The 26,523-nt window shown below is 43.9% G+C and carries 29 protein-coding genes and 1 other annotated feature; of the genes, 26 read left to right on the top strand and 3 right to left on the bottom strand.

Annotation, left to right across the window (positions count from 1 at the left end):
* The first annotated feature begins 7 nt into the window (after positions 1-7).
* From AC58QT_RS08090 to AC58QT_RS08055, 8 genes are all read left to right on the top strand, one after another.
* The gene (locus AC58QT_RS08090; protein WP_310223390.1) at positions 8-607 is read left to right on the top strand and encodes a nucleoside recognition domain-containing protein; all 600 of its coding nucleotides are present in this window, start codon (positions 8-10) and stop codon (positions 605-607) included.
* Positions 608-613: 6 nt separating this feature from the next.
* The gene (locus AC58QT_RS08085; RefSeq protein WP_310223392.1) at positions 614-1,147 is read left to right on the top strand and encodes a spore maturation protein; all 534 of its coding nucleotides are present in this window, start codon (positions 614-616) and stop codon (positions 1,145-1,147) included.
* A 123-nt stretch (positions 1,148-1,270) separates the two neighbouring features.
* Positions 1,271-2,017, top strand: coding sequence for a pseudouridine synthase (locus AC58QT_RS08080; protein ID WP_310223394.1), 747 nt, complete (start codon positions 1,271-1,273; stop codon positions 2,015-2,017).
* 82 nt (positions 2,018-2,099) lie between these two features.
* Entirely contained in the window at positions 2,100-2,633 is a 534-nt protein-coding gene (locus AC58QT_RS08075) for a redoxin domain-containing protein (RefSeq protein WP_497282183.1), read from the top strand.
* Positions 2,634-2,682: 49 nt separating this feature from the next.
* Positions 2,683-4,344: a cytochrome c biogenesis protein ResB gene (gene resB / locus AC58QT_RS08070; protein WP_497282181.1), complete on the top strand. Its 1,662-nt coding sequence runs from the start codon at positions 2,683-2,685 to the stop codon at positions 4,342-4,344.
* Positions 4,341-5,600 carry a cytochrome c biogenesis protein CcsA gene (ccsA, locus tag AC58QT_RS08065; RefSeq protein WP_497282179.1) on the top strand — a complete coding sequence of 420 codons (1,260 nt, stop codon included), beginning with the start codon at positions 4,341-4,343 and terminating at the stop codon, positions 5,598-5,600. Before resB ends, ccsA begins: the two co-directional genes overlap by 4 nt.
* 37 nt (positions 5,601-5,637) lie before the next feature.
* Complete coding sequence (locus tag AC58QT_RS08060) at positions 5,638-6,351, top strand: response regulator transcription factor (protein ID WP_056614488.1); 714 nt, start codon at positions 5,638-5,640, stop codon at positions 6,349-6,351.
* Positions 6,352-8,238 carry a sensor histidine kinase gene (locus tag AC58QT_RS08055; RefSeq protein WP_310223403.1) on the top strand — a complete coding sequence of 629 codons (1,887 nt, stop codon included), beginning with the start codon at positions 6,352-6,354 and terminating at the stop codon, positions 8,236-8,238.
* Between the two features lie 123 nt (positions 8,239-8,361).
* On the opposite strand, the gene serA is transcribed toward AC58QT_RS08055, so the two are convergent.
* Complete coding sequence (gene serA, locus AC58QT_RS08050) at positions 8,362-9,942, bottom strand: phosphoglycerate dehydrogenase (RefSeq protein WP_310223405.1); 1,581 nt, start codon at positions 9,940-9,942, stop codon at positions 8,362-8,364.
* Positions 9,943-10,013: 71 nt separating this feature from the next.
* Positions 10,014-10,245 (bottom strand) — a binding site (T-box leader).
* Positions 10,246-10,483: 238 nt separating this feature from the next.
* Here serA and AC58QT_RS08045 point away from each other — a divergent pair.
* Entirely contained in the window at positions 10,484-10,807 is a 324-nt protein-coding gene (locus AC58QT_RS08045) for a rhodanese-like domain-containing protein (RefSeq protein ID WP_497408481.1), read from the top strand.
* A gap of 48 nt (positions 10,808-10,855) precedes the next feature.
* On the opposite strand, the gene AC58QT_RS08040 is transcribed toward AC58QT_RS08045, so the two are convergent.
* The gene (locus AC58QT_RS08040) at positions 10,856-11,779 is read right to left on the bottom strand and encodes a hypothetical protein (protein ID WP_497408480.1); all 924 of its coding nucleotides are present in this window, start codon (positions 11,777-11,779) and stop codon (positions 10,856-10,858) included.
* A gap of 90 nt (positions 11,780-11,869) precedes the next feature.
* Here AC58QT_RS08040 and AC58QT_RS08035 point away from each other — a divergent pair, with 90 nt between their 5' ends.
* Together AC58QT_RS08035 and AC58QT_RS08030 are read left to right on the top strand one after the other, a co-directional pair.
* The gene (locus AC58QT_RS08035) at positions 11,870-12,478 is read left to right on the top strand and encodes a CPBP family intramembrane glutamic endopeptidase (protein WP_497408479.1); all 609 of its coding nucleotides are present in this window, start codon (positions 11,870-11,872) and stop codon (positions 12,476-12,478) included.
* Positions 12,475-12,681, top strand: coding sequence for a hypothetical protein (locus AC58QT_RS08030; RefSeq protein ID WP_497282169.1), 207 nt, complete (start codon positions 12,475-12,477; stop codon positions 12,679-12,681). The genes AC58QT_RS08035 and AC58QT_RS08030 overlap by 4 nt, the downstream gene beginning before the upstream one ends.
* Positions 12,682-12,749: 68 nt before the next feature.
* Here the strand turns inward: AC58QT_RS08030 and AC58QT_RS08025 are convergent, their stop codons facing one another.
* Complete coding sequence (locus AC58QT_RS08025) at positions 12,750-13,598, bottom strand: polysaccharide deacetylase family protein (RefSeq protein ID WP_497408478.1); 849 nt, start codon at positions 13,596-13,598, stop codon at positions 12,750-12,752.
* A gap of 172 nt (positions 13,599-13,770) precedes the next feature.
* On the opposite strand from AC58QT_RS08025, the gene AC58QT_RS08020 reads away from it, so the two are divergent.
* From AC58QT_RS08020 to plsY, 15 genes are all read left to right on the top strand, one after another.
* A complete protein-coding gene (locus AC58QT_RS08020; protein ID WP_310223417.1) occupies positions 13,771-14,082 on the top strand; it encodes a hypothetical protein in 312 nt (103 codons plus the stop codon).
* 248 nt (positions 14,083-14,330) lie between these two features.
* Positions 14,331-14,936, top strand: a complete 606-nt coding sequence (locus AC58QT_RS08015; protein WP_310223419.1) for a genetic competence negative regulator — start codon at positions 14,331-14,333, stop codon at positions 14,934-14,936.
* A 183-nt stretch (positions 14,937-15,119) separates the two neighbouring features.
* Positions 15,120-15,815 (top strand): glutamic-type intramembrane protease PrsW, encoded by a 696-nt coding sequence (gene prsW / locus AC58QT_RS08010; RefSeq protein WP_310223421.1) that lies wholly within the window; start codon positions 15,120-15,122, stop codon positions 15,813-15,815.
* Between the two features lie 392 nt (positions 15,816-16,207).
* The gene (ypeB, locus tag AC58QT_RS08005; protein WP_497408477.1) at positions 16,208-17,578 is read left to right on the top strand and encodes a germination protein YpeB; all 1,371 of its coding nucleotides are present in this window, start codon (positions 16,208-16,210) and stop codon (positions 17,576-17,578) included.
* Positions 17,579-17,667: 89 nt separating this feature from the next.
* Positions 17,668-18,330 carry a flagellar brake protein gene (locus tag AC58QT_RS08000; protein WP_497408476.1) on the top strand — a complete coding sequence of 221 codons (663 nt, stop codon included), beginning with the start codon at positions 17,668-17,670 and terminating at the stop codon, positions 18,328-18,330.
* Positions 18,331-18,396: 66 nt separating this feature from the next.
* Positions 18,397-18,621 carry a hypothetical protein gene (locus AC58QT_RS07995; RefSeq protein ID WP_310223429.1) on the top strand — a complete coding sequence of 75 codons (225 nt, stop codon included), beginning with the start codon at positions 18,397-18,399 and terminating at the stop codon, positions 18,619-18,621.
* 139 nt (positions 18,622-18,760) lie between these two features.
* Entirely contained in the window at positions 18,761-19,444 is a 684-nt protein-coding gene (gene cmk, locus AC58QT_RS07990) for a (d)CMP kinase (protein ID WP_310223431.1), read from the top strand.
* Positions 19,445-19,446: 2 nt separating this feature from the next.
* Complete coding sequence (locus AC58QT_RS07985) at positions 19,447-20,028, top strand: lysophospholipid acyltransferase family protein (RefSeq protein ID WP_497408475.1); 582 nt, start codon at positions 19,447-19,449, stop codon at positions 20,026-20,028.
* A gap of 150 nt (positions 20,029-20,178) precedes the next feature.
* Entirely contained in the window at positions 20,179-21,492 is a 1,314-nt protein-coding gene (gene rpsA, locus AC58QT_RS07980) for a 30S ribosomal protein S1 (protein ID WP_310223435.1), read from the top strand.
* Between the two features lie 28 nt (positions 21,493-21,520).
* A complete protein-coding gene (gene fni / locus AC58QT_RS07975) occupies positions 21,521-22,579 on the top strand; it encodes a type 2 isopentenyl-diphosphate Delta-isomerase (RefSeq protein WP_497408474.1) in 1,059 nt (352 codons plus the stop codon).
* A 127-nt stretch (positions 22,580-22,706) separates the two neighbouring features.
* Complete coding sequence (locus AC58QT_RS07970; RefSeq protein WP_497408473.1) at positions 22,707-23,327, top strand: YphA family membrane protein; 621 nt, start codon at positions 22,707-22,709, stop codon at positions 23,325-23,327.
* 1 nt (position 23,328) lies between these two features.
* Positions 23,329-24,249, top strand: coding sequence for a YIEGIA family protein (locus AC58QT_RS07965; protein WP_497408472.1), 921 nt, complete (start codon positions 23,329-23,331; stop codon positions 24,247-24,249).
* A gap of 6 nt (positions 24,250-24,255) precedes the next feature.
* Positions 24,256-24,435, top strand: a complete 180-nt coding sequence (locus AC58QT_RS07960) for a capping complex subunit for YIEGIA (protein WP_310223443.1) — start codon at positions 24,256-24,258, stop codon at positions 24,433-24,435.
* A 128-nt stretch (positions 24,436-24,563) separates the two neighbouring features.
* The gene (gene der, locus AC58QT_RS07955; protein ID WP_497408471.1) at positions 24,564-25,889 is read left to right on the top strand and encodes a ribosome biogenesis GTPase Der; all 1,326 of its coding nucleotides are present in this window, start codon (positions 24,564-24,566) and stop codon (positions 25,887-25,889) included.
* Positions 25,890-25,902: 13 nt separating this feature from the next.
* Entirely contained in the window at positions 25,903-26,505 is a 603-nt protein-coding gene (gene plsY / locus AC58QT_RS07950; protein ID WP_497408470.1) for a glycerol-3-phosphate 1-O-acyltransferase PlsY, read from the top strand.
* Positions 26,506-26,523 lie beyond the last annotated feature (18 nt).

Raw genomic sequence — 26,523 nt, 5'->3', positions numbered from 1 at the left:
CTAAGCTATGGTGAATTGGATTTGGTTGTTTTTTATCGTCGTTGGTTTCCTCGTCGCGGCGATTAATGGAGATATCGAGTTGGTTACACAAGCGGCTTTTGATGGGGCCAAGAATGGGGTAACGGTCTGTTTCGGATTAATTAGTGTATTGGTATTCTGGATGGGCATGATGCGAATAGCCGAAGATGCGGGTATTTTACAAAAGCTAGCTAGACTTCTTCAACCAGCAGTACGTTTCCTTTTCCCAAGCGTTCCTAAGAACCACCCTGCAATTGGCTATATTATGTCGAATATGAGTGCGAATATCCTAGGTTTAGGCAACGCAGCTACACCGATGGGTATTAAAGCGATGCAGGAGCTGCAGAAGCTCAATCCTAACAAGGATGAAGCTAGTACGGCAATGGCTACACTGCTTGCACTAAATACGTCGAGTATCACGCTAATTCCAACAACACTTATTGCGATTCGTATGAATTTCAATTCCATGAATCCAGCAGAAATCGTAGGCACTACACTTATTGCGACTATCATCTCAACAACAGCAGCCATTTTCGTAGATCGATGGTATCGTAGATCGCGCTCACCTATCCCTCCGCTGAAAGGATGAACCGGCATGTACGCACTCGTTTCGCTCATTTCGGCATGGGCAATCCCAATCATGATCGTATTCATTCCCTTATACGCCGCATACCGTAAAGTACCCGTCTATGAGTCATTTGTAGAGGGAGCTAAGGACGGCTTCGACACGGCGATCAAAATCATTCCGCACTTAGTGGGGATGATGGTGGCGATCTCTGTGTTTCGCGCTTCTGGCGCAATGGACATGCTGATCGGCTGGATGCGGCCTTTCTTCGAAAGTATCGGCGTGCCTACGGAAGTGCTGCCTTTAGCTATTTTGCGACCGATCACGGGAGCGGGTTCGTTGGCTTTTACCACCGATTTGATTGAACAATTTGGACCGGATTCAATGATTGGACGTATAGCATCAACGGTGCAAGGGAGCACGGATACGACGTTGTATGTGATAACGGTCTATTTTGGCGCTATTGGCATTCGAAAAGCCGGTTATGCGCTTAAAGTTGGATTAATTTCCGATGCGGTTGGCTTTATTGCATCCCTTGTTATTTGTTATTTGGTATTTTCTTAAATCGTTGTGTGTCTACGAGGCCGCTCAAAGTCAACATTCTGTCACCTTCTGTCAGTTAATGTGGGTTGCCGCTTGAGATTTGCGGTTAAGTCCGTTATCATTAGCTTGAGGTGAAAGCGGATAATGGAAAGACTGCAAAAAGTATTAGCCGAAGCTGGGATTGCATCCCGCCGGAAATGTGAAGAGATCATTACAGCGGGACGCGTGCAAGTGAACGGTGAAGTCGTCACAACGCTGGGTGTGAAAGTGAATACAGAAGAAGATGAAATTAGGGTCGATGGACGTGCGATAGGTCAACAGAAGAAGATCTATGTCATTTTAAATAAGCCCAAAGGTGTTATTACGAGTGCAACGGATCCAGAAGGACGTAAAGTCGTTACTGATTTCTTGCCAGGGATCAGAGAGCGTGTATATCCGGTCGGACGATTGGATTATGATACGGAAGGCTTACTCATCCTAACGAATGACGGAGAGTTTGCTCATTTATTGACACATCCTAAGCATCATGTACCGAAGACCTATCAAGCGACTGTCAAAGGTGTGCCACACGGCACGTTATTAGATAAGCTCAAAATGGGCATACAGTTAGAAGATGGGATGACAGCTCCTGCAGAAGTTGAGTATGCGGATGTGAACATGGAGAAGAATGAGTCCGTCGTTCAGATCACAATTTATGAAGGAAGAAACCGCCAAGTTAGACGGATGTTTGAGGCGATTTCATTCCCAGTTATCAAATTAAAGCGGATTAAATTTGGTCCCATCTTCTTAACAGGTCTGCCAAGAGCGAAGTATCGTCACTTGACGCCCAAAGAGGTTGAAGAGCTTAGGAACGAAGCTCTAAGGACACATAACGTTCAAAAAGGCCAATAAGAATTGGCCTTCTTTTCGTTATAATAAGGGTATAATTCGATATCCAAAACTAACATTGTCGACAAAGCGAAGGTGATTAACAGTGGGTCGTAATAAGAAGTGGGTACAGATTGGGATATTTGCAATCGTGCTCATTATTGGTGTGTTTACGATTATTACAAATTTGTCTGCTTCAGCAAGCAAGAAGTACCCGCAGCAAGGGGAGAAAGCTACAAACTTTTCCTTGGTAGGGTTAGATGGTAAGACGCATGAGCTTTCCGATTACAAAGGGAAGGTCGTGTTAGTGAATTTCTGGGGCACGTTTTGTCCACCATGTAAAGAGGAAATGCCTGATCTTCAGAAGCAATATGATAAGTGGAAGAGTCAAGGTGTCGTTTTCTTGGAAGTGAATGTGGACAAGAATAAAGTAACGGTTCAGAGTTTTATGGAACAATACAATCTCAATATGCCGGTGCTGCTCGATGCCAATGAAGTTGTACGTAAGTTGTACGGCGTTATGGACTATCCAACCACCTTTTTCATAGGGGCAGATGGCAAAATTGCTGTGAAAAAAATTGGCCAAATGGAAGAGGCTTATATTGATGAGACCTTGGCTAGCTTGGTTAATAAATCTTAAGTAGTAAAAGAAATGTCGCACGCAGGCTCAATGTTTTTAGGAGGTCATCATGTTCTACAATACCAAATGCGATTGCGGTCATCAGAATCCCACAGGGACTACGCTGTGTGAATCATGTGGCAATCCGTTGATCGATGTCGATGGCAGAGATATTCTGGAAATGCGCTATGATGGCATGGCTCGACGCTCTCAGAAATCCAATCCCTCTCTGCTCGATAAAGTCTGGAATTTCTTCTCCTCGGTCAAAATAGCCGTATGGATTATTTTCATTACAACACTAGCTTCGGCAGTAGGGACAATTTTTCCACAAGAGAATACATTTTTGGACATGGATCCAACCCAATACTACAGCGATAATTACGGAACGTTAGGGAATATCTATCACGCGCTAGGTTTTTCTCATACCTTCAGTTCATGGTGGTTCATCACGTTACTATTCATGATTGGAACCTCACTTGTCATTTGCAGTCTGGATCGTGTTCTTCCGTTATATCGGGCGCTTTCCAAGCAGCAAATACGTAAGCATATCAATTTCCTTACTAGACAAAATGTTACCTACGTAACAGACTTGCCTGCTGGTACGGATGAGATCGCATGGACGAATAAGTTAGGTACACTTTTACGCAAAAAAAATTACCGCGTACATACAGATGGTTCAGCGCTTCTTGCTGAAAAATATCGTTTTAGCCGTTGGGGTCCCTATATTAATCACATTGGACTCATTATCTTTCTCATCGGTGTGCTGATGCGAGGCATTCCTGGTTGGCATATGGATCAATATATGGGCATTCTCGAAGGCGAAACGAAGCCTATCCCACATACTTCGTACTACATCAAAAATGAGAAATTTACACTTACGTTGTATGATGAGCAAGATCTGCCTGAAAGCATAAAATCGAAGGGTCAGATTGTGCCCAAAACGTATGAAACACAAGCCATCTTGTACCATTGTACAGCGAATTGCAAAGATGGGTCAGAGGCGCCAGTACTGGAAGAAGTCCATAAATCCAATATCATTGTGAACCATCCTTTGGATTACAAGGGGCTGCAAGCTTATCAGTTTGACTATAAAGCAACGCCATTACTGATCTCCGTGAAACCAACGTTAAGCAACCCAACAACGGGTGAGACCTATGGCAGCTTTGATTTACCTATGAATAACCCCAAGGATTCCTATCAAGTAGGACCGTATAAGCTTACGTTAAAAGGCTTTTTCCCGGAGTTTGGCATGGAGAAGGGGCAACCAATCTCGAAATCGAACGAACCGAAAGCACCTGCTTTTATTTTTAGCATTACGGGGCCGGGGCTAGCGGAAAAAGGCGAACCTTATCTATATTTCCCAAGACAAATTGATAAGGAAACATTCTCGCAAGATACCATTAACGGAGCAATTAGCCAAAAGTTGAAGATAGCAGTGGGTTCTATGGAAGGTGTTCAGTTTGCCAATTACACGACCTATTTGAATATCCGCGTAGATAAAGCAATGCCATATATCTGGGTTGGCTCCGCGATCTTTATGATCGGGGTCATCATGGGCTTCTATTGGCAACATCGACGCATCTGGATTCGAATTGATGAGGGTAAGCTTACACTCGGCGGTCACACGAACAAGAACTGGTTCGGACTTCGCAATGAAGTTGCCGCCGCATTAAATAAGAATGATTTAGAAGTTCAGCCGAAAACATTAGCAAATGGAGGAAACCAGGGGTGAATGTAAACTCTGTCAGCAGCACCTTTCTACTCATCGCTTTTTTTGTATACTTGCTCGCATTCTTCCTGTTCGTCCTATCGATTACCGGTAAAAGATGGAGCAATCGGAAGCCAGAGGATCACACGAGGCAGTGGGGCTTCGTCGCTTTTATAACGTCAGTCATTGGTTTTGCTTGTCATGTGACGTTCTTCTTCACAAGATGGGCAGAAGGGGGGCATATCCCTACCTCCAATATGTATGAATTTATGACTTTCTTAGGGATGATGATCATGTGTGCCTTCTTGATCGTATATCTCATTTATCGGACACCGGTTTTAGGGGTCTTTGCCTTACCGATTGGTTTTATCATTATTGCTTATGCATCTGTATTCCCAAGTGAAGTACAGCCATTAATTCCTGCGCTGCAGAGCTACTGGCTTAAAATTCATGTGACGACGGCTGCAACTGGAGAAGCTTTCTTTGCAGTAGGTTTTGCTGGCGGCTTGATGTATCTGCTGCGTGCTGTCGACTATCAAGGAACGACGAAGACTGATAAAAAGGAACAAAGGGGTGTTGAGCTAACCCTATTCTTTATCCTTATGCTCGTGGCATTTATTGCGTCGATTTTTACATTCAACGGATCGGGTTACAAAGCAGTCTTCTCCAAAGATGTGATTGTGACCAACGCGCAAGGTGTTCAGGAAACGAATCATACAACTGAAACGTATGTATTGCCTCCAATTGTACAACCGTATGATACACAAGTCGTGGAGATGAAGTCATTCTTAGGGATGTCAGAGCCATTATTCACAGCGCCATCCTGGATGGAAGGGGCAAGTGCGGGACGTAAATTGAATACCGTGATTTGGTCCATTCTCGGAGGTTTAATTCTCTATTGGCTAGCACGCCTAGTTGCGCGCAAACCTTTAGGAGCGGCGATTGGTCCCGTTGTAAAAGGAATGGATGCAGAAGATTTGGATGAAATCAGTTATCGCGCTATTGCGATTGGTTATCCGATCTTTACACTGGGTGCACTGATCTTTGCAATGATTTGGGCTCAGGAGGCATGGGGCCGCTTTTGGGGATGGGATCCCAAGGAAGTATGGGCATTGATAACTTGGTTATTCTATGCTGTATTCCTACATCTTCGTCTTTCAAAAGGTTGGCAAGGTAAAAAATCCGCTTGGTTAACGGTTATAGGATTTATCGTGGTTATGTTCACCTTAGTAGGTGTGAACTTAGTGATTGCAGGACTGCATTCGTATGCAGGTGTTTAATATCAAGTACGTACATTAAAAGAGGATGTGACGCTCCATGGAATTGAAGCCAAGTATACTCGTTGTAGATGATGAAGAACGTATTCGCCGATTGCTGCGCATGTATTTAGAGAAAGAAGGTTATCTCATTGAAGAGGCGGAGGACGGAGAAACCGCATTGCGGATGGCGACGGAAACCGACTTTGATTTAATCTTGCTCGACGTGATGCTGCCTGGCATCGATGGGATTGAAGTGTGTGCACGCCTTCGTCAAGTGAAGTCCACACCAGTCATTATGTTGACTGCGAAAGGTGAAGAGACGAATCGTGTGAGTGGATTTGAAGTGGGAGCGGATGACTATGTGGTTAAACCGTTCTCGCCTCGTGAAGTGATCTATCGGGTGAAAGCGATCCTACGCCGCTCATCAGCAACTGCTTATCTATCCAAAGATGCAAGCTCCAGCAATAATATTGTATTCCCGAACCTGATTATCGAGCATGATGCACATCGTGTGACAGCGGGTGGTCAGGAAGTTGCTTTAACGCCGAAAGAGTATGAATTGCTGCATTACTTAGCTGTATCTCCGGATAAGGTTTTCTCTCGTGAAGAGCTGTTGAAGGATGTTTGGAATTACGAGTTTTTTGGAGATTTACGTACGGTAGATACACATGTAAAAAGACTTCGTGAAAAATTAAATAAAGTATCCCCGGATGCTGCCGCAATGATTACGACCGTATGGGGTGTAGGCTACAAGCTAGAGGTGCCTAAATAAGTGTTTATTTTCAGGAGTGTCGTCGGGAAATTGTGGTTAACGATTATTGGCCTAGTTGGGGTTGTTTTGCTCATACTGGGCTTTTTTCTTGTCAATTATATGGAAAATTATTTCTCAAATGCAACGGATCAACGCGATGATATGAGAAAAACGGCAATTAAGTTTTCGGAAGAAGCAACGACACACATGTACAATGAGCAATTCTATCAATTAAGTAATGAGCTGCTCAGCTTTCAAGACTCAAGAATGCTTGTGATTTCTACAGATATGAAGGAAATGGTCATTCCACGAACGAACGGGAGTCAGTTAGCTGAATTCCATGTTTCTGATTTCTATACAGCAGAAGAATTGAAGCCTGTGTTTACGGGACAAACCATTGATAAGCAAGTCAATAAATCGCGTACAGGACGCTTTGATGCTGGATCGGAATACCTCGTTGTAGCAGTGCCTCTATTCAATTTGGAGGGGGGCATTGTAGGGGCAACCTTGTTGTACCAATCCCTTCAATCATTAGAAGCTACGCAATCGTATATGTTAAGATTGTTTGTTTATGTTTCCATTGTTGGTTTTCTCATGACAACTTTCTTCGCCTTCTTCTTGTTCTCGCAAATTACAAGGCCGCTGCAGCAATTGAAGAAAGCAGCTGATTTTATTACACATGGGGAATATGGAAGGCGTGTCCCTATTTTATCCAAAGATGAGATTGGTGAGCTAGCCAAAACGTTTAACCACATGGGCGAAAAGGTACAGGAAAGCATTCAAGCCCTTAGTCAGGAAAAGGAACATTTATCAAGCATTCTAGGAAGTATGACTGATGCGGTCATCACCCTGGATGTGAATGGATCTGTTATGCTGAGCAACCCGCAAGGGGAGAAGATTGTAGAAGAGTGGAGCACAATTGAGTGGTCTGATGATGAGGGAGAGCCAAGACGTTTCCCGAAACCGGATACCGCACTTGGCGATTGGGGACTCATGAGCTACAGTAATCCGAATACGAAGCCTATTCCTGTGCCGTTGATTCCACTTTTTGAAGCGGTTGTCGATGAGTCGGCAGAAGCTGCTACCAAGCTTCATGTAAAGAATGGCGTCTGGTCCGTGGCTATGACGCCACTGTACTCGCAAGACCAGGTGCGCGGCGCTGTGGCTGTCCTCCGGGATGTGACGGAGGAGGAGCGGCTGGATAAGCTGCGCAAGGATTTTGTAGCGAACGTCTCACACGAGCTGCGTACGCCGATCTCCATGCTGCAGGGCTACAGTGAAGCCCTGCTCGATGATATTCCCTCCACGCCGGAGGAACGCGTGGAGTTGGTGCAGGTCATTCACGACGAATCGCTCCGTATGGGGCGCCTCGTCCGTGATCTGCTTGATCTGGCGCGGATGGAGGCCGGCCATCTCGAGCTTTCCTTCAGGGAGGTCGAGATCGACTCCCTGGTGCGTCGCGTGCACCGCAAATTTGCGGTGCTGGCCAAAGAGCGCGGCATCGCGCTTAGCGTGTCGCTGCCGGAAGAGCCGCTCATCCTGCAGCGTGCGGATGAGGATCGCTTGGAGCAGGTGTTGACGAACCTGCTCGACAACGCGTTCCGCCATACGCCTGCAGAGGCGCGTATTGCCATGAAGGCGGAGGCATGCCTCTCGAAGGATCGGCCTGCGATCCGTATTGAGATCGCTGACGAAGGACAGGGTATCCCTGCCGAAGACTTGCCATTCATATTTGAACGCTTCTACAAGGCGGACAAAGCGCGTACGCGCGGATCCTCAGGTGGGACTGGACTTGGCCTCGCAATCGTCAAGAATATCATTGATTCCCATCATGGTACAGTAACGGTACAAAGCTCATGGGGGCATGGCAGCACGTTTACGATCTGCTTGCCTTGTGAACACAAATAAACAGAAAATTGTGCGAATTTCGACACAAAAAATAGGCGTTTGCTAAGAATACTTAGCAAACGCCTATTTCATGTGTAGAATATTCAGATAAAATCTTGTTGTTCGTGAAACAATTTGTGCTTATTAGAGCGTAAGTGCACGAACATTCACGATTTCATCAAGCTTTGTCAATTCAGCCAACACTTCTGCAGGAGCTGTTTTATCAATCGTCAGAACCATGATTGCGGATCCGCCGATTACTTTACGACCCACTTGCATGGTCGCGATGTTAACTTGGTTGCTTCCTAGCAATGTACCAACGCGGCCGATAATACCTGGTTTATCGTTGTGGGAGATCAGCAGCAAGTTACCTTCAGCAGCGAAGTCAACTGGGTATTGATCAATACGCACGATACGCTCGCCGAAACCTGCAAGTAATGTACCTGCAAGAGTTTTCTCTTCTTGCTTCGTTTTAACCGTTACAGTAACAAGGTTAGTGAAGCTGTTGGATGCGTTTGATTTTTGCACGACGATATTCACTCCGCGTGATTTAGCCAGATGCATCGCATTGATAATATTGATGGATTCCAATTGGTTTTGGAAAATACCTTTTACGATATAACGATTTAACGGACTTGTATCCACATCCATCAAATCACCTGCATAGTTAATGATGATTTCAGAAACAGCACCTTGGGCAATTTGACCAAGAACAGAACCGATTTTCTCACCAAGACTAAAGTATGGTTGCAGCTTGTTAAGCACGTCAGCAGGAACTGGAGGCATGTTAACAGCGTTCTTAAATGGCTCGTTGCGAAGAATGTGAAGAACTTCTTCGGATACGTCGATCGCTACGTTCTCTTGTGCTTCGATTGTCGATGCGCCAAGGTGAGGTGTTACGATCACTTTCGGGTTGTTTAAGAAAGGGTGATCTTTCGCAGGCGGCTCTACTTCGAATACGTCGAATGCTGCTCCTGCCACGATGCCTTGATCAATCGCTTCAACTAGTGCTAGCTCATCAATAATACCGCCGCGCGCACAGTTAATGATACGAATGCCTGGCTTCATAAGCTCGAATTGTGTTCTGGAAATCAAGTGGCGCGTTTCAGGTGTAAGTGGTGTGTGAACCGTAATGAAATCCGCTTGAGCAGCGATCTCGTTAACCGTACCAAGCTTAACGCCCATTTTCTCTGCGCGCTCTTCTGTCAAGAATGGGTCATACCCGATAACGTTCATGCCAAATACTTTCGCGCGTTTCGCAACTTCACTACCGATACGTCCCATTCCGAGAATACCTAGTGTTTTGTTACGAAGCTCAACGCCGATGAATTTACGATCCCACTCGCCGCCAACTGTTTTCTTGTACGCTTGTGGAATCATACGAGCTGTTGCCATCATCATAGCGAATGTAAGCTCGCAAGTTGCGATTGTGTTTCCATCAGGAGCATTGATTACGATAATTCCGCGTTTTGTCGCTGCTTCCAAATCGATATTATCGACACCTACACCAGCGCGGCCGATGACTTTCAACTTCGTTCCGGCAGTCATGATTTTCTCGGTTACTTTCGTTTGGCTACGAACTAAGAGGGCATCGTACTCACCGATGATTGCGATGAGTTCGTCTTCGGATAGACCGGATTGCTTAACCACTTCAACATCAGTTGCATCATAAAGCATTTGAATTCCCATGTCACTAATTGGATCGGATACTAGAACTTTGAACATACTTCGTTTCCTCCTTAGATTTGAACATAAAAAAACTCCCAGCCCTCGGATACAGACAGTTAGCCTGTAGCCAAAGGGACGAGAGATTGCTTTCGTGGTACCACCCTAGTTCGCTGCCCATTCGCATGGGTAGCCTCATTTGGTCTTGCGACCTGGAACTGTAACGTGTTCCTATCCCGATTGCATCTACTAAAGTTCAATGCAATAACTCTGGAGTGCTCCGCAATAGTTCGCTACCGATTCTCACCTACCATCGGTTCTCTGAAAGCTACTTTACCTGCTTGGCTCCGTCAACGCTGTACTGTGATATAGAATTTTTAATAGATTACCATGCGTTCGAAATCGTGTCAATACATGTCGAACGATTTTCACTTTTACGTCATAAATGTTCGGATTGACAATCATTCAGAAGCTTTTCGTTTATTTTATAGCATGAATGTTAAGAAAGCAATGAGTTTTTGTTCATATTTGAGCCAATATTTCGTGTATGGTACAGTGAATGTTAAGATCTTATTTTAAAAAATCAGGAGTGTGTACGGAAATGGAAATCAATCGCATTTATCCGCAAATTTTTCTCCAAGAGATAGAAAAGAAATCGCTTGGCAATAGTGTAATTATTGATGTAAGAGAACCCCATGAGTGGGAGTACTATCATATGGAAGAAGCAAAGCTCATTCCGATGCAGCAAATACCGCTGCGTATGGGGGAGCTTCCAGATGATGAAGACATATATATTGTATGTGCACATGGGGTTCGTAGTATGCGTGTAGCTGAATATTTGAAAGAGAATGGGTTTGATCGCATCATCAATGTTGATGGAGGAATGGCAGCCATTGCCATGTTCCGCGGCTTCCAATACGACTAAACTGAAAAAGCTGAGGATGCGGGTTAACAACCACATTCTCAGCTTTTATTAATTTACATCTGAAAAGAAGGGTAATTGAGGTAACATCTCATTGGTATACCATTTTGATTTCCCTTTGACAAAGTCGCCTGTTCGAACCGCATTGGTACTTAGCAATAATTCCATCGTTTGATTTACATCGGTTACATTTAATTTCTTAGCTTGACCTGAGGCGATGAACTCGTCAATTCTTATCGTTAAATCCTGAGGATAAAATGGCGAGAAGGCTTTGTTTTTCAATAATTTAGCGGTGATATAAACATTCTTTACATTCAAATTCATGGATCGCCACTGATCGAGATTAGCCGTATTGTTGGAATCGAAATATTCAATATCTGGATCCAATGTGCCATTCCACACAAGAATGGAGTCAAAATAATTTTTTTGAGCGGTTAAAGCTTGTGTCTTGGCTTCAAGAAAATAAGCGTCCTTGTGAATCGCATCAATCAACTGTGAATGGCTTTGGGCGTTCGCTTTCGATTGGTATGTATTTAATGCATCTGTGAAAAGCTTTAAGCTCTTTAAATAACCTTGGTGTGATTGAACCAGCAGTGGTGAAGACGCAGGCATATTTTTGTTTTGTAATGTATTGTATTTGTCCGCAGCAATCTTACTTAGCTCTTTCAGGACAGCGGAAGCGTCCACAGCGGCATTATCCATCTCAATTTGACTCAGCAATTCAAACCATTTATTCTGAAATTCCCTAAAGGGTAAAAAGATGGTATGGTAATATGACACTAGCACTTGTTGGTCATAAGCACCTACTTCCGGGGCGGCGGCGGCTTTACCAGCGTTCATTATTTTATCATACTTCAAATCCGCTTTTGATTGTCCTAATCGTAACCCATAGAAAAATGCGCCAAGGATACAGACCAGCATAAAGATAAACATGAGGGCAAATAAATAATCAGTGCGAGTAAGACGCTTCTCCATAAATCTAGCTCCTTGTTGTCTTTGATATTTGTTTTAGTATAGGTCAATCAGCATTAAAAAGGAATATTATAAGGAAATGAGGTACTTCCTTTGAAAAAATTCGATTTCAAGAACCTTCGTATTGGGAAAGTTGACATTAGTGAGCTGAATGACAAGACTTTATTACTAAATCTTTACTTTACACAACTGCTTACGCTTATTATCGGAATAATCATCTTATTATTTCAGAGCAATTCTAAGATTCTTTCTGCTTTGTCCTTTCAAGGTGGATGGAAAGTTGTTATTTGGGGATGCTTATTTGCTATAGTGGTGCTTGGTGTGGACTTGCTTATTTCAAGATGGGTACCCAAGGAAGTTGCGGATGACGGCGGCATTAATCAAATGATTTTTGGAAATAGAGCCCTTTGGCATATTGCACTTATCTCATTTATCGTATCTGTCTGTGAAGAAGTCCTATTCCGTGGTGCGATTCAACATGCATGGGGGCCTTACTGGACTAGTATTCTGTTCGCTGCGATTCATGTTCGGTATCTTCAGCATTGGCTTATGACAGGCATGGTTTTCTGTATAAGCTATGGCTTAGGTTGGATTTACCTTCATACGGGAAGCCTATGGACACCGATAATTGCTCACTTTATGATTGATATGGTGATGGGATGCATACTTCGTTTTAGCAAGGAGGAAGATCAAGTTTCATGAGTGTAGGAGATAGAGTAGCTTCGCGATCGAATCCTGGAGTGGAGGAGAATCAGGAGGATGAGACCTATTTACCGCCGCGTAGAGCCGTACATCCTTCAGAACAAGGTAAATGGACGAATCTTTTTTATATGACCCTGCTATGGCTGTTTATCGCGTTGGTGGTGAGTCTAACTGTTTGGGGGATTAAATATTCTTCGTTATGAGACCATAAAAATGAGCCATACGCTTGCACGAAAGTTTCGTGGCATCCGTATGGCTCTTATTTTCATTTCTACCGCATTTCAAGCTCGATCGCATTCGGATCTACAAATGTATAGCCTTTTTCCTCCAGCTTTGTAAGCAGCGTATCGAGGGCGCTCACGGTCCAAGGGAGTTCATGCATGAGAATGTTGCTGCCATTGTGAAGCTGTTGCAACACATTCTCAATGACTTTGCTTGAATCATTATTTTTATTCGTCATATCCCAGTCCAACGAACCGTTAGACCAAGTCATATAGAGCATTTTGTTGTTTTTAATTTTCGTTTTCAAATAATCGTTGCCCGAACCAAATGGGGGACGGAAAAACTGAGGGGACTGCCCGATAATGTCTTTCACAGCTTGTTGCACATCATCCACCTGTTTATCAATCTTCTCATTCGTCATATCTTTCAGATTCTCATGATCCCAAGCATGATTGCCGATGATATTTCCACTCTCATGAACAAGCTTAACGAGCTCTGGCTTTTGCTTAATGCGATAGCCGTTCATGAAGAAGATTGCTTTCGCTTTGTGTTTGTTCAGAATTTCAATCAGAGATTGATTCATCGCCTGATCTTTCGGGCCATCATCAAAGGTTAACAGGACGACTTTCTTATTGCCATTCGGGTCATTCGGTACAATATCATAATTCTTGTTCATATGATAGGTCTTCTGAACGACTTCGGGGGCAACGGGTGTTGGAGTCGGCGTAGGTGCCGCGGTTGGTGTTGGACTGGAAGTTGGGCTTGGACTAGCTGTTGCTTCTGTTGTTGGGGCCAAGCTCGATGAGGCAGCAGGGCTCGTTTCTGTTTGATTTGAACTGCAGGCAGCTAACAAAAGCATCACCGACAGGAGCAAGGTACTTGCTTTCTTTTTCATCATATGTCTTCTCCTCAGATCCTTACATGGTAGTCATTTCTTATAGTACCACAAGTATATACATATTTCGCAGATGTCAATTCTCCTATGTTTACCTTCTGATTTGACGTATGCTCCCTTCTAAACTCGCACAACCTAGGAAGGCTTCATACTACTTATCATGGAGGGAGATCCAATGAAATTAGGCACATTTATGCTTGGTGGTATTGCAGGGGCGGCTGCGGTCATTTATCTCAATCGCAAAAGTAAATCGATGCTCTTCTCAGCATTTAGCTCATCCAATCAATCGATGGGCAATGTCATGGATAAGGCGAAAGAAACGTTCGCGAGCAAATCTTTTGGAGAATCTGCCTCCCGAAATTTCTCCTCGACGAGTACAAATGGCTTGAATCAAGTGGAGAAAATTGTGAAAGAAGACCCGCATTTGAAGGCAACCGTTAGCGAAATTCTGCAAGATAATAAAATAAGCAACGCTACAATTCAATAATAATAAGCTCGCAGCGCAGTCTGGCATACCCACGGGGCCGGCTGTGCTTTTTCTTTTTATACATAACTATCGCGTGCAATTGGTTTGAATTAGTGTTAACATGATAGGTGAAAACAATAGATGGATGCATGTCCATTTATTAATGAATGGTTCACCTTTTTATTTTTCTAACATATTCTGATTGAAATAAGGTGACCATGCTTTCGATGCAAGCTTTCCTAGTGGAGAGCTCAAAGGAGGATCCTATCATGAAAATAGAACGCTTAAGTCAGGATAAGATACGGATTTTCCTAACATTCGATGACTTAACTGAACGTGGAATTCAAAAAGACGACATGTGGAGAGAAATTCCAAAAGTACACGAGTTGTTTAGTGAAATGATGGATCAAGCCTATTCGGAGCTCGGATTTGACCCGTCCGGTCCGCTTGCTGTTGAGGTATTCGCACTCCCAGCACAAGGAATGGTTGTTATCGTAACCAGAGGTAAGCTTGATTTGTATGCAAGTTCGGATGCATATGACGATCACGAAGCTGAAGAAGTGTACGAAATGGAAGTTACGCTTGAACAAAGCGATTTAATCTCCTATGCTTTCCGTGATTTTGAAGATCTGCTGCGTGTATCCAAAGTAATCAATCCCCTTCTGATGGAAGGCGGTACCCTGTATTCGTACAAAGGGAAATATATTTTACAGCTTGAGCCTGTAGATCTTGAAGAGACGAAGTATCAAGCACTCATTGCTGTCCTATCTGAGTTCGGTGAAGCTTCCTCTATTACGTTAGCCGTCCTCGAAGAATACGGAAAGACGATTATCGCTGATGATGCTGTGAAGGTGCTCTGCCGTCACTTCAAGTAAGCAGGACTCACGTCCTCATGCAGTCCAATGAAACAAGCATCTCCCAAAAACAACCGTTTTTGAGGATGCTTGTTTTGTTTTCCATAATACGCAACTAAGGTGTCATGTGTTACAAGTAGATAAGTCAAACAAGAACGACTATAATAGAGGTATGTATTTCAAAAAGAGAGGGGAGCTGGAACTTTGCATATCGTGCCTATTTTACTGGCAGCCATAGCCCCAGGTCTCTCGTTGCTCGCCTACTTTTATCTGAAGGATCGATATGAAACAGAACCTATACATTTAGTGATTCGCATGTTTCTCTTCGGTGTACTCCTTGTGTATCCGACGATGGTTCTACAGAACGCATTTATTCAAGAATTCGGCAATGGCACGATTATGACGTCCTTTTTTCTATCTGGAGGCATTGAAGAGTTTCTGAAGTGGTTATTATTGTATCATTTGATTTTTCGCCATGAAGCCTTCGATGAGCCCTATGATGGAATTGTGTACGCGGTAGCTGTAAGTCTCGGCTTCGCAACCCTAGAGAATATCATTTACGCCTTCTTACATGCTTCTTCGTTCTCTGCTCTAATGCTTCGTGCGCTGCTGCCTGTATCGGGCCATGCCTTATTTGGTGTGATGATGGGATATTACATGGGGAAAGCAAAATTCGTTCCTCACAAGCAAAACAGGTACCTCTGGATGTCGCTTCTGCTTCCGATTGCGTGGCATGGTGCTTTCGATTATATTTTGCTCATTTTCAAAACTGGCTGGATGTGGATTATGATTCCACTGATGACATTTTTGTGGATACGGTCGATTTGGCGTGTTGATCGTGCGAATGCACACTCTCCCTTACGCGTTGTGACCGTCGATGAGAAGATTAAAATGGGATGAATTGGGTATAATGACTGTATAATTGGTGAGCTCCATTACATGGAATGGGGATAGACCGGGAGGGTATACATGTCATTAACGACGCGCGTGAAAGTGAAGATCCGATGTCGATTATGTGGTGAGAAGTTCGTTTTGCGAGGTAAAAAGGAAAAAGACAAAATTGAAACTGGATTTCGGCAATGCATATGTAGTAATGAGAACGACTTTGAAATAGAGACCGAAAGTTAGCGAAAGGCCATTCTTCCGAATAGGCCTTTTTTTTATATAGAATTTGTGGTTAACGCCTCCCGTCCATGCAGGACTGTGAGGCTTTTATTTTGTGTCAATCTTGTATAAACCTGCCTCCTCGCGTAAAAACTAAGCGCAAGATTGGGTATGAAAGGAGCAGTTCTGTGTATAAAAGATTAAGTATTGTCATGTTTCCATTTCTATTGCTGGCATTGATCGGGGCTTCTGTATGGGGGTATTTAGAGCACCAAGAGAAGAATACGATATTAATTAAAGCGGAGAATCAGTATCAACGGGCGTTTCACGATCTGTCCTTTCACATGGATAAGCTACATACGGAGTTAGGGAATACATTGGCTGTGAATGAAACATCGGAGCCTTCCTATCGAAAAGGATTAGTGAATGTTTGGCGTCTAACTAGTCAAGCACAAAGCGATATCACCCAATTGCCACTTATGCTGCTGCCTTTTAATAAAACAGAAGATTTTTTAGCAAATATGGCGAATTTCTCCTATCGGATGTCGGTACGAGATATGACGAAGCAACCTTTAACAGAAGCGGAAATGAATACGTTAAACACGCTTTACGCACATTCTGCTGATATTACGAAAGAAATTCGTGGCGTTCAAGATAAAGTCATTGCGAATAATTTAAGATGGATGGATGTAGAGACGGCGCTAGTATCTGAGAACCAAATGCATGACAATGCGATTATCGATGGTTTTAAGATTGTGGATAAGCAAGTGGGCGGATATGACGAATTAAATTGGGGGACAGGCAACTTATCGGTGTTCTCCAAAAATGATGTTAAAATGTTGACAGGGAACGAGATGACGGCTGATCAAATTAAAAAGAAAGCCATTGTATTCCTTGGTGCTCAAGATTCAGCTAACATTAAAGTGATTGAAAACGGTGGAAATGCACCCGAATTTCAAAGTTTTAGTGTTGTGGTTCCGAGCGGAGATGCTTCCAAAGCGGATACGCAAATTGATTTCACCAAAAAAGGCGGACATCTCATTTACTTCATGAAGTCGCGTGATGTGACATCCTCGAAGTTTAATCTTCGTCAAGCAAGAGATGTAGCCAATGAATTTTTGGATCAACATGAATATAAGGATTTAAGTGCCATTAGTTATGATCAATATCAGAACACTGCGACCATTCTTTTTGCAAAGAAAGAAAACAATGTCACCATTTACCCCGAACAAGTAACGGTCAAAGTTGCCTTGGATACGCTTGAAGTAACAGGGTTGCAGGCTACTAATTATATTTATTCGCAAAAAGATCGCAAAATTGGTCAGCCCAAAATAACTGCTGAACAAGCGCGTAAGCAACTGAGTTCCAAAATGAAAGTGACCGGTGAATCTCTCGCAATCATCAAGAATGATCTGGACGAAGAGGTGCTGTGTCATGAATTTATCGGGACGATGAATAACAATATCTATCGGATTTATGTCAATGCGGATGTGGGCATGGAAGAGAAAATTGAGACGATTCGTCAGGATCAAGTAGAAGCAGCAAAAGGAAAATCTTAGTAGAGAGGAAGCAGGCTAATGGCCTGTTTCTTTTTTTTCTATCTAAATGTTGATGGCATGGTATAATTAGGACATAATACTTCGCGGAGGTGCGGAAATTGCTTCCTAAGGTCAACCAGATATTACATATGCAAATGAACAGTATTGATGAAGATGAGTCCAAAATCGAGTACAAGTCTCGAATTGCGGATGTGACAGAAAGCGCGATCATTATTGAAATCCCGCTGAATGAGAAAACAGGACGCTTGAAAAAGATGTATCATGGGGATGAAATAAGCGCACACTTCCTTGGACAAGGCGGTGTAAAACACTATTTTACCACGGAGGTCACAGGTTTCACGGAAGACGTCATCCGTTTAATTGAATTACGACTCCCTGAGTTAAGTGCAATAACGCAAATACAACGCAGGAATTTCTTGCGGGTTTTGGCTGAACTTGAGATCGCTGTGAAGCTCAACGACCAAATCCAATTCATTGGCTTAACGGACGACGTTGGCGGTGGTGGTATTTCATTTATTTGTGATGGACATATCCCGATCGGTTTAAATGCAATTATTACATGTTGGGTGCTTGCCCCTTTCAAAAATGGCGCAATCGAACATATTCCATTCACGGGTGAAGTGGTCAGAGTGAAAGCGACTGAGACAGGTAAACAACTTGTGATGATTCGATTCGCAGAAATTGCGGATAGAGAGCGACAGAAGTTGATACGCTTTTGCTTCGAAAGACAAATGGATTTTCGTAAGCGTTAAGGATTGAGAGGACTCGACTGCGGGCATACTGCTAAGCATATTGCAAGCTAGCAGGAGAGTGGTCTCATGTCGAAGGAGCAAGAGTCAGAATCGTATGAGCAGTTATTTATTCGCTTCTCGGTGAAAGTAGAGAAAATCATTATTAGAGCTGTCATTTTTGTTGTTATTCTGCTAGTTTGTGTACAAGCTTTGCTGCAAAATGCATATATTCGTAAGCATTTTACACGTGTTGAGCCGCTGGAAGGGCAACCGTATATCGTGCCAGAACATCCAATGAAAGAACGCTCCTAAGCGCTTGAAATCAACGAAGGAATGAACCCAAGTTTTGCATATGACCATGTTCTGTGGTATAATTTCTAGTAATTAGCAGGCAAGTGCCTGCTTTTTTGTACGTAAGGTACTGTGAAGTATTGTTAGGAGGAACAGCAGCTTGGATAAGTTCAATATTGCCATAGATGGTCCTGCTGGAGCCGGTAAAAGTACCATTGCACGGCTAGTCGCCGGTGCGCTAGGTTTCATTTACGTGGATACAGGAGCCATGTATCGAGCAGTAACATGGAAAGTACAGCAAGAAGGGCTGCTACCTGAGCAAGAAACAGAAGTGGCTGCGCTCTCCAATCGCATGAAGCTAGAGCTCATCCCTGGAGAGGAAGGACAACAAGTATTCGTAGATGGTGTTGATGTGACGAAAGCAATCCGTTCAGCGGAAGTAACGACACATGTTTCGCAAATTGCCAGCTATGGTGCTGTACGTCATTTGTTAGTTGCTTTGCAAAAGCAAATGACTGTTTCCAAAGGCGTAGTCATGGATGGCCGTGACATTGGTACGCATGTCATGCCAGATGCAGAAATTAAAGTTTTCTTAACTGCGAGTGTGGAGGAACGTGCTGAGCGCCGATTCAAGGAACTAGAACTCAGTGGTACGAATACACTAACTCTTTCCGAATTGGAGCAAGATATCGCACGTCGCGATCAATTCGACGAGGCTAGGGAAATATCACCGCTGCGTAAGGCGCATGATGCCGTGTTAATGGACAGTACGTCAATGACGATTGAAGAAGTTGTGGACGAAATCCTTGGACTTTGCAAGGACAAAGTCGGAGGTGGCAAATAAAGATGCTATATCGCATCGGAAGAGCCTTATTTCGATTTATTTTTACCGTATTTTTCCGAATGCGAGCGATCGGGATGGAGAATGTACCGGCACAAGGCGCAGTGGTTTTGTGTGGTAATCATACCAGTTACTTGGATCCGCCTTTCTTAGGTTCACCTCTGCGGCGGAAGGTTCATTTCATGGCCAAGGCAGAGCTGTTTGATATCCCAGTACTTGGGACGATCATTTCCAAAGTAGGGGCATTCCCTGTTAAGCGCGGCGGTGTTAGCAGAGAGTCGATTCGACTGGCTGTTCAGTTGTTGCGTGACGGCAATATCCTTGGCGTTTTCCCAGAAGGAACAAGAAGTAATGCTGGAGGCATGGGGAAAAAAGGCGCAGCAAGTCTTGCATTGAAGTCCGGTGCGGCTGTTGTTCCAGTAGCTATCGTAGGTAATTATTCACTATTCCGTCGTATGACAATCGTTTATGGGGCGCCGCTGGATTTGACTGCATATGCGGGAGCAAGCTCAGAAGATCTGGAGCTGGCTACAGAGGCGATCATGAAAGAAATACGCCGACTACATACGGTTACTAGTAAAGCCTAGTCAGAAATGTATGGAATCGAAAGCTTGGAATTATACTAACCTTAAAGTGATTTGAACTTATTATTGTGTTTGAAACAGAGTAGGAGCTTGTCTGCTGCTTTGTGACTTATAAATTATTTTTGTTGGTTGTAAATAGAGGAGGCTAATCTCATGTCAGATGAAGTAAAAGTTGAAGATCAATCACAGGAAGCTCAAGAAACGGCCGTTTCACAAGCAGAAGCAGAGCATGCACTTAACAATGTTGCTGTGCTGAAGAAAGGCGCTACAGTTAAAGGCAAAATCGTTAAAGTAGACGCTGATCAAGCTTTCGTCGATATCGGTTACAAATACGATGGTGTCATCCCAGTTCGTGAGCTTTCATCCGTAAGCTTGAACGACGCAGCGCAAGCAGTTGAGTTGGGTCAAGAAGTTGAATTGAAAATCGTTTCCATCAACGATGCGAAAGAAACATTGGTATTGTCCAAACGCGTTGTTGACAACGAGAAAGCTTGGGAAACTCTTCAAGGACAACTAGAAAGCAAAGAAATCATTGAAGCTGCAGTTGCTGAAGTAGTTAAAGGCGGACTAGTTGTGGATATCGGCGTACGTGGTTTCGTACCTGCTTCCATGGTTGAGCGTCAATTCGTTGAAGATTTCTCCTCTTACAAAGGGCGCACGTTGCGTCTTCGTGTGAAAGAAATCGATCGTGAGAAAAACAAAGTCATCCTATCTCAAAAAGATATTTTGGATGAAGAGTTCGAAACGAACAAAAAGAAAATCATCGAAGGTCTTCAAGTTGGTCAAGTACTTGATGGTACAGTTCAACGTTTGACACAATTCGGTGCATTTGTTGATATCGGTGGAATTGATGGCCTTGTTCATATTTCCGAACTTGCTTGGCAGCACGTAGAACAAGCATCTGATGTTGTTAAAGAAGGCGACAAAGTTAAGGTACAAATCCTTAAACTTGATGCGTCTAATGACAAAATCAGCTTGAGCATCAAAGCAACGCAAGATGGTCCTTGGTCCAATGTTGAGCGTGATTTCAAAGCTGGTGATATCGTAACGGGTACAGTTAAACGTCTTGCAGCATTCGGCGCATTCGTTGAAGTAGCTCCTGGTGTTGAAGGTCTTGTGCACATTTCCCAAATCGCACACCGTCACATTGGTACGCCTCATGAAGTGTTGAAAGAAGGACAAGAAGTTCAAGTGAAAATCTTGGAAATCAACCTTGCTGAGAAACGCGTTAGCTTGAGTATCAAAGATACAGAAGATGCTCCTGAAGCACCTGCTGGTGCAGCTGCTCCATCATCTGCTGGCAAACCAGAAAGAGAAAGACAACCACGTGGTGACCGTGACCGCGGTAACAGTGCAAGTCATCAAAAAGAAATTGCTGGTAACGAAAATGTATCTCTAAGCAATCAAGGTTTGTCCATGACACTTGGTGAGCGTTTTGGTGATAAACTAGCAAAATTCAAAAAATAAATAGATCCAACTTCTAGGAGGTAAAGAAATGCGCATCTCACGCAAAATGGAGCATGTCCATTACGCGCTGGAGCTTGGTCAAACACGTCAGCAAGGGCTGGCGGATATCAAGCTTGTGCATAACTGTCTTCCTGAGACTTCGACGGATCATATTGCTTTAACCACAACAATCGGCGATCTCATTATGAGTTCGCCGATTTTAATTAATGCAATGACCGGCGGCGCTCACGAAACAGAGAGCATTAATCGCGAACTGGCCATACTCGCCAGGGAGAAAGGTTTGCCAATGGCTGTTGGGTCTCAGATGTCAGCTATTAAAAATAGTGAGGTTGCATCCAGCTATCAAGTCGTACGGCGCGAGAACCCAAACGGCATGATATTCGCTAATTTGGGCAGTGAAGCAACAACAGAACAAGCATTACGTGCAATTGATATGATTGAAGCGAATGCGCTTCAAATTCATTTGAATGTGATGCAGGAGCTGATTATGCCGGAAGGTGATCGCAGCTTTGTAGGTATGCTTGGTCGGATTGAGAACATCGTTCGACATGCTGCTGTTCCTGTTATTGTCAAGGAAGTCGGCTTTGGCATTTCATGCGATAATGCGAAGCAGTTGCGAGATATTGGCGTAAAGGTTATTGATGTAGGCGGATCGGGTGGAACTAATTTTGCAGCTATTGAAAATGCAAGACGACCATCGGAACTCGCGTGGTTGAACGATTGGGGAACACCGACTAGTATGACTTTATTAGAGGTCCTATCTGTTTATCCTTGGGGATCTGTTATTGCTTCAGGCGGTATAACGAATGCGTTGGAAGCCGCTAAAGCACTTACATTAGGTGCTTCAGCAGTAGGTATGGCAGGGGCATTTCTGAAAGTATTACGTGAAGATGGCGTAGATGCTCTTCATGCTTATGCGGAGGAGCTTCACCAAGGACTTATTTTAATCATGACAGCATTAGGTGCTAATTCCATTCAAGACTTAACACGGTGTCCAGTAGTTATCGTTGGAGATACCGCAGAGTGGTGTCGCGCGAGAGGCATTGACTTAACTTCATACGCAGAGCGAAGAAATCAGAGTAAATAATCTCGATATTGCCATACTAAGGATCAGGCAGTTCTCCCTTATTTTCATCGAGGGGGAGCCTGAAGATCCGCGAGCCAATCGAGGGGGAATACTCTTCGAAGGTATAGCAGGGTAAGGTGGTTTGATTATGAATGACGGTTATCTATCGCTTATTCTCCTTTGCATCACGCTGATCTTACTTGCCAGCGGTTGGAAGGAGCTTTACATTCGAAGTATATCGCATAAGGGCATGCTTCTTTTTTTTGTCTCTTGGTTGATTGGGACGAGAGTAACCGTAACGATCCAACATGTACATATTCAGCTTGTCTATGTCGTCGTGCTAGTGATTTCATTCACCATTCTTTATGTCACGCGAGGTTTTTTACATAAGCTTCATCTGCTTTCCATTGGTCTGTTGATCGGCTCACTTCACTTTCTTTTTCAACAGCTTCTTGAGATGGACCCCATTCTCATCATAAGAAACTCAGAGTGGCAAACCGCTCTTTTAATTGCCATTGTTGCTGTGGTTGTTCAACGACAAGCTTGGGAACAAATTGCAGCGATTTCGATCGGTTATCTAATCGGGGATATGTACCAAGCAGGTATTCATGAGGTCAATGGCTTCCATCAATTAGGTATGGCAACTTTTCAAGATCAATGGTGGCTAACAATCTTCACTGCGAGGACGGTAACAATCCTGATTCAAGCTGCGTATGGTGGATGTCGAACGGTATGGAGAGATTGGTTGGGCCGCAGGGGGGACAGATGAGATGAATTTCACGAATATAGCATGGCTTCATACACATCGTTATACGATTGGGATCGTCATTGGTGTTATTTTCGGTATTATCTCACGGATCAATATGCTGCGTACGGATTATAGGCAATATCCCACTTATCCACATGGCAAAATCATTCATGTCTCCCTTGGCGTTATCGCTGCAGGACTTGGGGCTGTGGCCATTCCGGCACTTCTGGAGAAGAATTATACAGCGGTCACATTTCTATCGCTCGCTGCTCAGCAATTTCGAGATGTACGAAATATGGAAAGACAGAGCTTAACGAAAATAGATGAATTAGAATTAGTACCCAGAGGTTCTGCTTACATTGAAGGTATCGCCATGGTCTTCGAAGGTCGAAATTATTTAGTCATCATGACGGCATTCTTGGCCTCGTTATTTAGCATCTTATTTGCTTGGTATTGGGGAGCAGTTGCTGGCGTGCTTTCGATAGGGCTGGCTAACTTTTTTAAATCAGGCAGTAACTTAGGAGATATCACTGACATTGAACAGGTGGATATTCGAATGGAAGGGCCAGATGTTTACGTCGGATCCATCTATATGATGAATGTGGGGCTTGTTGACAATCGTGAGAAAATAATGAAATATGGGCAAGGTTTTTTCATTAAACCCAAAAATCGCAACGCACGCGTAACGATTTCACATTTGGGACAGCGCCAAGCGATCATGTACGATATGTCGACCTTATTTGGTGTGTATCGTGATGAGGGAGAGCCTTCCTTGCGACCCATGGCGAAGCTGGACCTGGATTCAGGAACGATCGGTTTGTTACTTCTTTTACAGGAGAATGATAAAGAGAAAACGGTAACTGCCCTACATCGCGTGCCTGTCCTTGAAAGTGCTGTACGCATGCCTTCTGAAGCTGGTGTGAATAAAAGGAGGGAGGGGTAATCCCTGATGTCACAGATCCTCGCAATTGTAACATTAACGAAAGAACGCATTGCTGGCGGTGCTCCGATCTTTGTTGTTGACGGGGAGGATGAGCTTCAGAGAATGGCATTTTCTTTGGAAAAAATGTTAGATGCGAATGCCCATGATTTGAAAAATGGCACGATGATTTTGGTGAAACATGGCTAAAAACCGCAAATGATGGGATCTCCTTGGAGCAAGTCTCAAAACAGATTAGCCAAGGCGCGTCTTTTTTGTTATGATGTAAGTTGCGTATTTTTCCATGGAATTCATGGAATTCGAAGGAGTGATATAAATTGGCTAGACCCGTACTTGCAATTGTAGGCCGACCTAATGTCGGGAAGTCCACCATTTTTAACCGAATCGTAGGCGATCGTATGGCGATCGTAGAAGATAAACCAGGTGTTACACGGGATCGTTTATATGGTGTTGGCGAGTGGCTGAATACGTCGTTCAGTGTGATTGATACAGGCGGTATTGAAATTGACGGTGAAGACGTCATCTTAAAATCTGTGCGTGTGCAAGCTGAGCTTGCGATTGAAGAAGCGGATGTTATCGTGTTCATGGTTGATGCGAAAGCAGGCGTAACTCCGTCAGATGAAGAAGTAGCGCAGCTATTGTTCCGTTCCAAGAAACCAGTCGTTCTGGCCGTGAACAAAGTCGATAATTTGGCGCGTCAAGATGATATTTATGAGTTTTATTCCCTTGGTTTCGGTGATCCTGTTGGGATTTCCGGTTCGCACGGTATTGGGATAGGCGATCTTCTTGAGGTCGTATGTAACTTATTCCCGGATAAAACAGATGATGAGTACGGTGAAGAAGTTGTTAAATTTGCCTTGATCGGTCGTCCGAATGTCGGGAAATCGTCCATGACGAATGCGATTCTTGGTGAGGAACGAGTTATCGTGAGCGACGTAGCTGGTACAACGCGTGACGCCATTGATACCCCGTTTGAACGTGAGGGACAGAAGTTCGTCATCATCGATACCGCGGGTATGCGTAAGCGTGGCAAGGTGTACGAGAACACAGAGAAGTACAGTGTTATGCGTGCAATGAAAGCCATCGAGCGTGCTGATGTGGTATTAGTTGTTATCGATGGTCAAGAAGGTATTATTGATCAAGATAAGCATATTGCTGGTTACGCGCATGAAGCAGGAAAAGCGATTGTCATTGTCGTAAATAAATGGGACATCGTAGAGAAAGATGATAAGACGATGCAACATTTCACGACAACAATCCGTGATCATTTCTTGTTCTTGAGCTACGCGCCGATTGTATTTGTATCAGCCAAAACGACACAGCGTCTTCATAAGTTGCTGCCAGTTATCGTTCAAGTGGCTGAAAATCATGCATTGCGTGTACAAACTCATCTACTTAATGATGTTGTTTCCGATGCAGTTGCCTATAATCCGCCTCCAACGGACAAAGGGAAGCGTCTGCGGATTAACTATGTGACCCAAGTGGCTGTGAAGCCGCCAGTCTTCGTTCTTTTCGTGAATGAGCCCGAGCTTATGCATTTCTCGTACGAGCGTTATTTGGATAACAAAATCCGTGCAGCTTTCGGCTTTGAAGGAACGCCCATTCGCATCTTGAGCCGAAGAAAAACTTCGGACAAAGAATAGGAGATGTTGTACATTGCTTTCGATAATAACAATTGTAGTGGGCTATTTACTGGGATCCATAAGCTTTAGTTATTTATTCGGAAAATGGTTTAAGGGCATTGATATTCGCAAACATGGCAGTGGCAACGCAGGTGCCACGAATACGCTTCGCGTACTGGGGAAAGGCCCTGCAATCCTCGTCCTGCTGCTGGATGCGTTGAAAGGCGTCGCTGCTGTCCTGTTGGGTGTATGGGCGGCCCCAGGACCTGATGACATCTGGATTCGCGTTCTGTGTGGTTTAGCAGCGATCGTAGGGCATAATTGGCCAGTATATTTTGGCTTCCGTGGCGGTAAAGGTATTGCAACCACCATTGGGGTCATGGCAACACTTTGTTTCGTTCCTACCTTGATCGCTGGCCTTACAGCAATCCTTATCATTGCTATCACACGCTTTGTATCGCTCGGTTCCCTCATTCTTACAGCACTCTTACCTTTTCTTATTTGGGGGATGGACCGGCCGTTGCCTGTTTTGTGGATTAGCATATTGCTGTGCGCCTTTGCATTTTTACGTCATCGGACGAACATTGTAAAGCTTATTCAGGGCAAAGAAAACAAGCTGGGCCAGAAAAGAGCCTAACGCAATACAACTACACGT

The organism is Paenibacillus sp. J31R109, assembly GCF_059692055.1.
Note: the sequence above shows the minus strand (reverse complement) of the source record. Positions and strands in the feature narration are given on the sequence as shown.

Excerpts from the sequence above, each read along its gene's own strand:
- AC58QT_RS08020 (WP_310223417.1), top strand. The coding sequence starts at position 13,771 with ATGAAATTAGGCACATTTATGCTTGGTGGTATTGCAGGGGCGGCTGCG.
- AC58QT_RS07965 (WP_497408472.1), top strand. The coding sequence starts at position 23,329 with ATGAATTTCACGAATATAGCATGGCTTCATACACATCGTTATACGATT.
- AC58QT_RS08025 (WP_497408478.1), bottom strand. The coding sequence starts at position 13,598 with ATGATGAAAAAGAAAGCAAGTACCTTGCTCCTGTCGGTGATGCTTTTG.
- serA (WP_310223405.1), bottom strand. The coding sequence starts at position 9,942 with ATGTTCAAAGTTCTAGTATCCGATCCAATTAGTGACATGGGAATTCAA.
- AC58QT_RS07960 (WP_310223443.1), top strand. The coding sequence starts at position 24,256 with ATGTCACAGATCCTCGCAATTGTAACATTAACGAAAGAACGCATTGCT.
- resB (WP_497282181.1), top strand. The coding sequence starts at position 2,683 with ATGTTCTACAATACCAAATGCGATTGCGGTCATCAGAATCCCACAGGG.
- rpsA (WP_310223435.1), top strand. The coding sequence starts at position 20,179 with ATGTCAGATGAAGTAAAAGTTGAAGATCAATCACAGGAAGCTCAAGAA.
- AC58QT_RS08015 (WP_310223419.1), top strand. The coding sequence starts at position 14,331 with ATGAAAATAGAACGCTTAAGTCAGGATAAGATACGGATTTTCCTAACA.
- fni (WP_497408474.1), top strand. The coding sequence starts at position 21,521 with ATGCGCATCTCACGCAAAATGGAGCATGTCCATTACGCGCTGGAGCTT.
- AC58QT_RS07995 (WP_310223429.1), top strand. The coding sequence starts at position 18,397 with ATGTCGAAGGAGCAAGAGTCAGAATCGTATGAGCAGTTATTTATTCGC.
- AC58QT_RS08040 (WP_497408480.1), bottom strand. The coding sequence starts at position 11,779 with ATGGAGAAGCGTCTTACTCGCACTGATTATTTATTTGCCCTCATGTTT.
- AC58QT_RS07970 (WP_497408473.1), top strand. The coding sequence starts at position 22,707 with ATGAATGACGGTTATCTATCGCTTATTCTCCTTTGCATCACGCTGATC.
- AC58QT_RS08085 (WP_310223392.1), top strand. The coding sequence starts at position 614 with ATGTACGCACTCGTTTCGCTCATTTCGGCATGGGCAATCCCAATCATG.
- AC58QT_RS08090 (WP_310223390.1), top strand. The coding sequence starts at position 8 with ATGGTGAATTGGATTTGGTTGTTTTTTATCGTCGTTGGTTTCCTCGTC.
- AC58QT_RS08060 (WP_056614488.1), top strand. The coding sequence starts at position 5,638 with ATGGAATTGAAGCCAAGTATACTCGTTGTAGATGATGAAGAACGTATT.
- AC58QT_RS08080 (WP_310223394.1), top strand. The coding sequence starts at position 1,271 with ATGGAAAGACTGCAAAAAGTATTAGCCGAAGCTGGGATTGCATCCCGC.
- AC58QT_RS08030 (WP_497282169.1), top strand. The coding sequence starts at position 12,475 with ATGAGTGTAGGAGATAGAGTAGCTTCGCGATCGAATCCTGGAGTGGAG.
- AC58QT_RS07985 (WP_497408475.1), top strand. The coding sequence starts at position 19,447 with ATGCTATATCGCATCGGAAGAGCCTTATTTCGATTTATTTTTACCGTA.
- AC58QT_RS08045 (WP_497408481.1), top strand. The coding sequence starts at position 10,484 with ATGGAAATCAATCGCATTTATCCGCAAATTTTTCTCCAAGAGATAGAA.